Source organism: Streptosporangium subroseum (assembly GCF_900188345.1).
Lineage (GTDB): Bacteria > Actinomycetota > Actinomycetes > Streptosporangiales > Streptosporangiaceae > Streptosporangium > Streptosporangium subroseum.
The window spans coordinates 1-9,029 of sequence record NZ_FZOD01000121.1 but is presented as its reverse complement, the minus strand read 5'-3'; the positions used below and the strand labels follow the sequence as shown (position 1 = coordinate 9,029).

10 protein-coding genes are annotated in these 9,029 nt (G+C 69.7%); all 10 read left to right on the top strand.

The window, feature by feature from the left end:
* Positions 1–226, top strand: a 226-nt coding sequence (locus CHC08_RS50415) for a hypothetical protein (protein WP_218825840.1), incomplete at its 5' end; no start/stop codon positions are given.
* Positions 227–566: 340 nt separating this feature from the next.
* Positions 567–1,175: a class I SAM-dependent methyltransferase gene (locus CHC08_RS46855; protein ID WP_089213830.1), complete on the top strand. Its 609-nt coding sequence runs from the start codon at positions 567–569 to the stop codon at positions 1,173–1,175.
* Positions 1,176–1,206: 31 nt separating this feature from the next.
* Positions 1,207–1,881, top strand: coding sequence for a polysaccharide deacetylase family protein (locus CHC08_RS46850; protein WP_089213827.1), 675 nt, complete (start codon positions 1,207–1,209; stop codon positions 1,879–1,881).
* A 1-nt stretch (position 1,882) separates the two neighbouring features.
* Entirely contained in the window at positions 1,883–2,794 is a 912-nt protein-coding gene (locus CHC08_RS46845) for a glycosyltransferase family 2 protein (RefSeq protein WP_089213826.1), read from the top strand.
* Positions 2,773–3,840, top strand: coding sequence for a GNAT family N-acetyltransferase (locus CHC08_RS46840; protein WP_245879005.1), 1,068 nt, complete (start codon positions 2,773–2,775; stop codon positions 3,838–3,840). The genes CHC08_RS46845 and CHC08_RS46840 overlap by 22 nt, the downstream gene beginning before the upstream one ends.
* 183 nt (positions 3,841–4,023) lie before the next feature.
* Positions 4,024–4,956 (top strand): glycosyltransferase family 2 protein, encoded by a 933-nt coding sequence (locus CHC08_RS46835; RefSeq protein WP_245879004.1) that lies wholly within the window; start codon positions 4,024–4,026, stop codon positions 4,954–4,956.
* Positions 4,953–6,269 carry a nucleotide sugar dehydrogenase gene (locus tag CHC08_RS46830; protein WP_089213824.1) on the top strand — a complete coding sequence of 439 codons (1,317 nt, stop codon included), beginning with the start codon at positions 4,953–4,955 and terminating at the stop codon, positions 6,267–6,269. Before CHC08_RS46835 ends, CHC08_RS46830 begins: the two co-directional genes overlap by 4 nt.
* The gene (locus tag CHC08_RS46825) at positions 6,250–7,437 is read left to right on the top strand and encodes a glycosyltransferase family 4 protein (RefSeq protein WP_089213823.1); all 1,188 of its coding nucleotides are present in this window, start codon (positions 6,250–6,252) and stop codon (positions 7,435–7,437) included. Before CHC08_RS46830 ends, CHC08_RS46825 begins: the two co-directional genes overlap by 20 nt.
* 5 nt (positions 7,438–7,442) lie before the next feature.
* Positions 7,443–8,258 carry a glycosyltransferase family 2 protein gene (locus CHC08_RS46820; protein WP_089213828.1) on the top strand — a complete coding sequence of 272 codons (816 nt, stop codon included), beginning with the start codon at positions 7,443–7,445 and terminating at the stop codon, positions 8,256–8,258.
* An 11-nt stretch (positions 8,259–8,269) separates the two neighbouring features.
* The coding region (locus tag CHC08_RS46815; protein ID WP_218825839.1) for a hypothetical protein at positions 8,270–9,029 on the top strand (760 nt) is incomplete at its 3' end.

Below are 9,029 nucleotides of genomic sequence, written 5' to 3'. Positions count from 1 at the left end.
TGTCACGGTCACCGACAACCTGCTGATCGGCGGGACCTACACGGTGCAGATCAGGACCGCGCCCGGCGCGGTCGCCCGGAACAACGCCGTCGTGGCCGACTCGTGGAACTACGGCCCGGCCTCGATCGACTGCGCCAACACCGACTGGTCCGGCAACTCCCTGGTCACCATCGACAACAACTACAACGTCACCTCTACCGTCGGACCGCTGCCCTGTCCCAGGTAGCCACGGGTGACGCCGTCCGGTTGTGTTCGTCCTCGACAATCTCTCGATTGTCGAGGACGAACACGGCGAGATAGCAACAGATCAGCCAATAACCGAATTAAGTGTCGATTTAAGGTCGACCTCGATTTACTCGTGGACCTCGCGGACAGGGATATTCAGGACCTACCGTTGTCGCGCGCCGCGCGACAACGGTAGATTCTCTGCATCGTTCCAGCCGATTCGTGGAGGCGAAGTGACCGTTCTGCTGGATGCTGTCCCTTTTCTGGAGCTTTCCACCGAAGAGGTCGGCGGGGCATTCAGCGGTTTACTGGTTGGCAATATCCGGTCGGCCCGCCAACGGATGAGCCGCCTGCTCTTCGACCGGCGCTACGGCGTCGAAACCTCGGAGTTCGCCCACCTCGACCAGTTCGGGCTGGCCCACCACGAGCGCGTCTACTACTCGCCCGCCAACTGGGGCACCCTCCGTCGCGCCCTCCCGGCGCACGAGGTCTGCGCCGACGACGTCTTCGTCGACCTGGGCTCGGGCAAGGCCCGAATGGTGCTGGAGGCCGCCGCCCGCTTCCCGTTCCGCAGGGTGATCGGCGTCGAGCTGACCGCGGAGCTGACCGAGGTGGCCCGGGCCAACCTCGCGTCGACCCGGCTCCGGGTCCGCAGCGACCGGGTCGACCTGGTCCAGTCCGACGTGCTCGACTACCAGATCCCGGACGACGTCACCGTGGTCTTCCTGAACAACCCGTTCCGAGGTGAGATCTTCGCGGCCGCGATCACGAACCTGCTCGCCTCGGTGGACCGCAACCCGCGCCCGGTCAAAGTCATCTATTTCAACCCGGTCGAAGAGCCGTTCTTGCTGGGAACCGGCCGATTCCGGCATCTCCGTACGGTCGCCCGGGGCCGGGCAGCCAGGACCGAAATCTTCGGAACGACGCGAATTTATTCAATAACTGCGTAACGGAACCCGTACACATCTAGATAAAAGAGGCATGACGCGCGTGGGGAGGGTCATCAACCTGACAGTGCACGGAATCGGACCGGCCGAGCGGGAGCTCGATCCGTGCGAGGACGGCACCTGGGTGAGCATCGAGCAGTTCGAGCGGGTGCTCGACGCCGTGGTCGGCCGCGACGACGTGCGGGTCACCTTCGACGACGGCAACACCTCCGACGTCAAGATCGCGCTGCCCCGGTTGCTCGATCGAGGCCTGACCGCCGAGTTCTTCGTGCTGGCCGGGCTGCTCGGCAAGCCGGGACGGCTGACCCCGGACGACGTGCGCCGCCTCATCGGAGCGGGCATGCGGGTCGGTTCCCACGGCTGGTCGCATCGGGACTGGCGGTGGATCGACGATCGGCAGGCCGAAGAGGAGCTGACCGAGTCACACCGGAGGCTCACCGAGCTGACCGGGCAGCCGGTGTCCCGGGTGGCGATCCCGTTCGGCTCCTACGACCGGCATGTGCTGCGCCGCCTGCGGCGGGCCGGGGTGACCCGCGCCTACACCAGCGACGGCGGCCAGGCCCGGCTCGGGACCTGGCTGCAGCCGCGCACGAGCCTGGTGCGCGATCTGGACGCCGAGTGGACTCGGGGACTGCTCGACGTGCCTCCCTCTCCGGTGCTGGTGGCCAGGAAGCTGGCCGGCCGGACGGTCAAGCGGGTGCGCGGCTGAGATGCGCGATCTTCCAAGGGTCGCGGTCGTGATCGTGACCTACAACAGTGCCGACGTGCTCTCGGGCTGCCTGGCCTCCCTCGTGGAGGGGTCGGACGGTGTGGAGCTGAGCGCCGTTGTGGTGGCCGACAACGCCTCCAGGGACGACTCGGCCCAGATCGCCGCCAGGGAGGGCGCCGACGTCGTGCGGCTCGGCCGCAACGCCGGATACGCCGCCGCGATCAACGCGGGCGTGGCCTCGCTGGATCTGGCCGGGCTCGACGCGGTGTACGTGCTGAATCCGGACTGCCGCCTGCCCCCCAAGTCGATCGCGACGCTCATCCCGGCGCTGCGGAGGCCGGGCGTGGGCATCGCCGTGCCCCGGATGGTCAACCCCGACGGGTCGCTGCAGCCGTCGCTGCGGCGGATGCCGACCGTGGGCCGGGCCGTGATCGAGGCGGTCATCGGTGGCGACAGGGCGGGCCGGATCGGCCGCCTGGGCGAGCTGATCACCGATCCGCGCGCGTACGAGCAAGCCGGCCCCGTGGCCTGGGCGACCGGGGCCGCGATGCTGATCTCGGTGCCCGCGATCCGCGCGGTCGGGCCGTGGGACGAGTCGTTCCTGCTCTACAGCGAGGAGACCGAGTACGCCCTGCGGGCCGCCGACCTCGGCTGGTCGCTCTGGTACGAACCGGACGCGCTGATCGAGCACATCGGCGGCGACTCGGGCGTCAACCCGACGCTGGCCGCGCTGCTGCTGGTCAACAAGGTGAAGCTGTTCCGCCGCCGCCGCGGCCCGCTGGCGGGCGCGGCGTACTACCTGGCGGTCCTGCTCGGCGAGTCCGTACGGGCCGTGGCCGGGCGTAAAGTCTCCCAGAGGTCGGTGGTCTGGTTGCTGCGGCCGTCCCGGCGGTGGACGACGCTACCCACATGATCATCAAGGACTTCGCCGACCTCTCCGGCGCGGAGCTGGACGCCTGGCACGCCCTCCGGGCCAAGAACCCGCTGCTGGACAGCCCGTACTTCCACCCCGGCTTCGCAGCGGCGGTGCACGTGTCGAACCCCGTCCAGGTCGTGGTGGAGCGCGAGGCCCACAAGGAACACAACGGGGTGACAGCGCTGCTGCCCTGCCACCGGGACGGTTCGACGCTGCGACCGGTCGGCTGGCCGGGCGCCGACTTCCAGGGCCCGATTCTGGCCCCCGGCACGACGTTCGACCCCTGCGGCCTGCTCACCGGCGGCGTGCGCGCGTTCGCGTTCGACCACCTGGTGGACGGCCTGGCCGAAGCCGAGCCGTGGATCCTCTCCCGGCGGCCCTCCCCCTTCATCGACGTCACCGGCGGCCTGGACGGCTACCTCGGCCGGGCCTCCCGCTCGGGCAAGGACAACATGGGGCAGGCCCGCCGCCGTACGGCCAAGGCGGGCCGCGTCCACGGAGAGGTGCGCTTCGCGGCCGACGCCGTCGACGCGGAGTCGCTGGCCAGGGTGATCGAGCTCAAGCGCGCCCAGTACGAGGCCACCGGGGCCCTGGACTACTTCGCCGAACCGGGCAGGGCCGAGTTGCTGACCCGGCTGATGCACACCCGCGACACCTCCTTCGGCGGTGTGCTGTCCACCCTGCACGCGGGGCCGCACCTGCTGGCCGCGCACTTCGGCATGCGGGCCGACGGCGTGCTGCACTGGTGGTTCCCGGTCTACGATCCGGCGTTCGGCAACCTCGCGCCCGGCTGGATGCTGCTCCGCGAGCTGATCGCCGCCGCACCCGAGATGGGCATCACCCGGATCGATCTCGGCCGGGGCGACGACGAGTACAAGCGGCGGGCCAAAACCGGCGAGACGATGGTCGCCCAGGGTTTGGTCACCCGGAACCGGGCCAGGCTGCTGCTGCGCCGGACGCGGGAGTCACTGGCGTCCACGGTAAGATCATCGGCGGTGGGGCCCGCCCTCCTGCGGAGGGTCAGGCGGTTCAGGAACCGATAGAAACCGGCCGGTCACAGAAAAGATATCCGATGGGCGCTGACCAGGCGTTTAGCAGATTTCCCTTCAAAGGGTGATTCGAGAAAGCCGCCATTGGTAACGTTCCACACGCCTCAGACGAATTCAGGAAGTGGAATCGGGGGCTGCGCGAGGGATTGCCCGCTGCCCTGTCGTACGACGAAGGGCATGACCACTTTGAAGATGAGCATTCTAGGGCTGGCACGCATTGCGATCGTGATCGTGACATACAACAGCGCAGCCGTTCTGGCCGAGTGCCTGGGCGCGCTGCCCGAGGGCTCCCGCGGGGTGAATCTCACCAACGTCGTGGTGGCCGACAACGCGTCGCAGGACGAATCAGTGCGGATCGCCAAGGGCGCGGGCGCGGAGATCGTGCAGACGGGCCGTAACGCCGGGTACGCCGCCGCCATCAACGCCGGAGTCGCCTCGCTGGACCTGTCCGAGCTCGACGCCGTGCTCGTGCTCAACCCCGACTGCAAGATGCATCCGGGTGCGCTGGCCGTGCTGGCCGGGACGCTCGGGGTGCCGGGGCGCGGCATCGCCGTACCGCGCCTGACCAAACCGGACGGGACGCTGCAGCCGTCGCTGCGACGGGCCCCGACCGTGCACGGCGCGTTCGCCGAGGCGGTGATCGGTGGCACCCTGTCCGGCAGGATCGGGGCCTTCGGCGAGGTCATCACCGACCCCCGGCGTTACGAACAGCCGGGCACGTTCGCCTGGGCGACCGGCGCGGCGATGCTGCTGGACACCGAGGCGATCAGAGCGCTCGGCCCCTGGGACGAGTCGTTCCTGCTCTACAGCGAGGAGACCGAGTACGCGCTGCGCGCCGCCGACCTGGGCTGGTCGCTGTGGTACGAACCCGAGGCCGTCATCGAGCACGTCGGCGGCGAGTCCGGGACCAACCCGATGCTCGCCGCTCTTCTCATTGTGAACAAGGTGCGGCTGTTCCGCCGCCGCCGGGGGCGGATCGCCTCGCTCGCCTACTACCTGTCGATCGTGCTGGGCCAGTCGGTGCGGGCGCTCGCGGGCAGCCGTACGGCCAGGGCCGCGCTCGCGGCCCTGCTTCTCCCATCACGCCGGATCCAGGAGCTACCACAGTGAAGATCAGTGTCTTCGGACTCGGCTACGTCGGCTGCGTGTCGGCGGCCTGCCTGGCGGCCCAAGGTCACGAGGTCGTCGGCGTCGACGTGAACCCCGTCAAGATCGAGCTCATCATGAGCGGCAGGGCCCCGGTCGTCGAGGAGCGCATCGGCGAGCTGACCGCCGAGGTGGTCGCCTCGGGCGCGTTGCGTGCCACCTCGGACGTGGCCGAGGCGATCCGGACCAGCGACGTCTCGCTGGTCTGCGTCGGCACCCCGTCGGCGCCGAACGGCAGCCTGTCCACCGAATACCTGGAGCGGGTGGCCGAGGAGATCGGCGCCGCGCTGCGCGATCGCGAGGACCGCCACACCGTGATCTTCCGCAGCACGATGCTGCCCGGCACCTGCGAGACGCTGCTGGTGCCGATCCTGGAGAAGGCGTCCGGGCTGACCGCGGGCGTGGACTTCGGGGTGGCGGTGAACCCGGAGTTCCTGCGCGAGGGCACCAGTGTGAAGGACTTCTTCGACCCGCCCAAGACCGTGATCGGCGAGCTCGACCCGGCCAGCGGCGACCGGGTGGCGGCCCTGTACGACGGCCTGCCCGGCGAGGTCTTCCGGGTCCCCATCGCCGTAGCCGAAATGACGAAATATGCGGATAACTCGTATCACGGAGTGAAGATCGCGTTTGCCAACGAGCTGGGGGCGATCTGCGCCGCGCTGGGGCTGGACTCGCACCGGGTGATGGACATCTTCCTGGCCGACACCAAGCTGAACGTCAGCGCCGCCTACCTGCGCCCCGGGTTCGCCTTCGGCGGCTCCTGCCTGCCCAAGGACCTGCGGGGCCTGGTCTACGCGGCCAGGCGCGCCGACGTGGCGGTGCCGCTGCTCTCGCACGTGCTGCCCTCCAACGAGGAGCACCTGCGGCGCGCCTTCGACCTGGTCGCGGTGACCGGAAAACGCAAGATCGGGCTGTTCGGCCTGTCGTTCAAACCGGGCACCGACGATCTGCGCGAGAGCCCGCTGGTCGAGCTGGCCGAGCGACTTCTCGGCAAGGGATACGACCTTCGGATCTATGACGCGAATGTCTCTCTTTCCCGGCTTATCGGGGCGAACCGCGACTACATTGAGGGCAGGTTGCCCCATCTGGGTGATCTACTGAGCAATTCGGTCGAGGACGTGCTGGACCACGCGGAAGTGTGCGTGGTGGGCTGCAAGGACCCGGCGGTGCTGACCGCCCTGGCCGGCAGCGAGGACCGCGCGATCATCGACCTCGTCCGCCTGCCCGACGCGGAAGCGCGTCGGCAACGACCTGGGTATGTGGGACTTGGCTGGTAAGGCGCTCATTCTTGTCGAAAACCTGTCCGTACCGTTCGACCGGCGCGTGTGGCAGGAGAGCACCGCGCTGCGCGACGCCGGGTGGGAGGTCCACGTCATCTGCCCCCGTGGCGCCAAGCGGGACACCGAGGCGTACGCGGAGATCGACGGGATCCGGATCCACCGCTACCCGCTGCGGGCCGCCACCGGCGGCCCGCTCGGCTACCTCAAGGAGTACGGCTCCGCGCTCTGGCACACCTACCGGCTGGCCAGGCGGGTCGGCAAGGTGGACGTGGTGCACGCGTGCAACCCTCCGGACCTGTTCTTCCTCGTCGCCCGGGCGATGCGCAGGCGCGGGGCGCGGTTCGTGTTCGACCAGCACGACCTGGTGCCGGAGCTGTACCTGTCGCGGTTCAGCCGGGGCGAGGACTTCCTCTACCGCGCGGTCTGCCGGATGGAGCGCGCGACCTACCGGGCCGCCGACGTGGTCATCGCGACCAACGAGAGCTACCGCCAGGTCGCGCTCAGCCGGGGCGGCAAGTCGCCGGACAAGGTGTTCGTGGTGCGCAGCGCGCCCGCGATCGAACGGTTCCACGAGGTCGAGCCGGACGAGTCACTCAAGAAGGGCAAGCCGTATCTGCTCTGCTACCTGGGCGTGATGGGCCCGCAGGACGGCGTGGACTACGCGCTCAGGGCGCTGGCCAGATTACGCGACGAGCAGGGGCGCACCGACTGGCACGCGGCCTTCGTCGGCGGCGGGGACACCTTCGACGCGATGGTGGAGCTGTCCCGCGAGCTCGGCCTGGAGGACTCCGTGGACTTCACCGGGCGCATCCCGGACGAGGACCTGGTGCGTTACCTGTCCAGTGCCGACGTGTGCCTGTCGCCGGACCCGCTCAACCCGCTCAACGACGTCTCCACGATGAACAAGGTCATGGAGTACATGGCGATGGCCCGCCCGATCGTCTCCTTCGAGCTGCGCGAGGCCCGGGTCTCGGCGGGCGAGGCGGCCGTGTACGCCCCCGCCAACGACGAGTCGGAGTTCGCCAAGCTGATCGCCCTGCTGCTGGACGACCCGGACGAGCGCCGCAGGATGGGCGAGCTCGGCCAGTCCCGGGTGCGAGGCCCGCTCTCCTGGGAGCACTCAAGGAAGGCCCTGATCGCCGCCTACGACTCCGCCGTCGAATGACGCCGGTGGCCGCCGTGGTGATCCCCGCGCACAATGAGGAGGCGGTGCTCGGCCGCACGCTGGACCGGCTGCTCGCCGGTGCCGCGCCGGGCGAGTTCGACGTCGTGGTGGTCGCCAACGCGTGCGCGGACGGGACCGCCGAGGTGGCCAGGCGCGCGGGCGCGCGGGTGGTCGAGACCGCCGTGCCGGGCAAGGCGCACGCGTTGCGTCTCGGCGATGCCGAATGCCGGGCGTTCCCCCGCGTCTATCTGGACGCGGACGTGGAGCTTTCCGCCGCCTCGGTGCGGTCGCTGGCCGCCGCGCTGGCCGGACCCGGGATGATGGCCGCCGCTCCCGCGCCGGACTGGGAGCTGGCCGGTGCGGGTCCGGTCGCGCGACGCGTGCACCGGGTGCACGACCGGCTGATCGGCCCGCGGCGGGCGCTGGCCGGAGTCGGCGCGTACGCGCTGAACGAGCGAGGCCACGCACGGGTCTTCCCGATGCCCGACGTGGTCGCCGACGACGAGCTCGTGCACCGCAACTTCGCCCCCGCCGAGCGGGCCGTGGTGACCGAGGCCAGGTCACTGGTCCGGCCCGCCAGGACCGTCCGCGCGCACCTGCGCCGCAGGGTCAGGGTCAGGCAGGGCAACCGCCAGCTCACCGAGCTGGGCTTCGCCGCCCCCGATGGCAGGCTGGGCCTGGGCGCGCTGGCCGCGCTGGTCCGGCGGCGGTCGGTGAGCCCGCTGGACGCGGCCTGCTACCTGGCCGTGCTGCTCGCGGACAAGGCGCTCGCCCGGCGCGGGACCCGAGTATCGTGGGCGACGGACGCCAGCAGCCGGTGAAGGGATCGCACATGCGGAGGCCGTTGATGGCCGCACTACTGGCCGGCGCGCTCCTCGCCACGGCCTGCACCCGGACGTCTCCGCCACCGACCACAAGCCCGCCGGCGACCCCCACGGTCACGGCGACTCCCTCGCCCAGCCCCAGTGCCGGCTGCGGCAAATATCCGACCCCGGCGTGCACCGGCGTGCCGCCCGGCACGAAGCTCACCGAGCTCAAGCTGAACATGGACGGCGAGACGCTCAGGATCACCAAACCCGGAACCGTCCTCGACGCCGTCCACGTGCCCGGCAACCTGCTGATCACCGCCAATGACGTCACGATCACCAACAGCCAGATCGACGGCCAGATCATGGGCGTCTACGACAACAAGCGCTACTCCTTCGACGTCAGCGACTCCACCGTCGGCCCGACGGACCGCTGTGACACCGCGCCGGGCATCCTGGACGCGGGTTTCACCGCGACCCGGGTGCACATCCGCGGCCACGGCGACGGATTCAGCGTCTCCGGCGACAACGTGACTATCAAGGACTCCTTCGTCCTGCTGTGCAGCAACTCGGGTGACCATTCCGACGGCATCCAGAGTGTCGGCGCCAGCAAGAACCTCACCTTCCACCACAACACGGTCGATCAGCGCAAGGCTCCGTCACACACCGCCCCGGTCTTCCTGGTCGATCCCACCCAGGGTGTCACGGTCACCGACAACCTGCTGATCGGCGGGACCTACACGGTGCAGATCAGGACCGCGCCCGGCGCGGTCGCCCGGAACAACG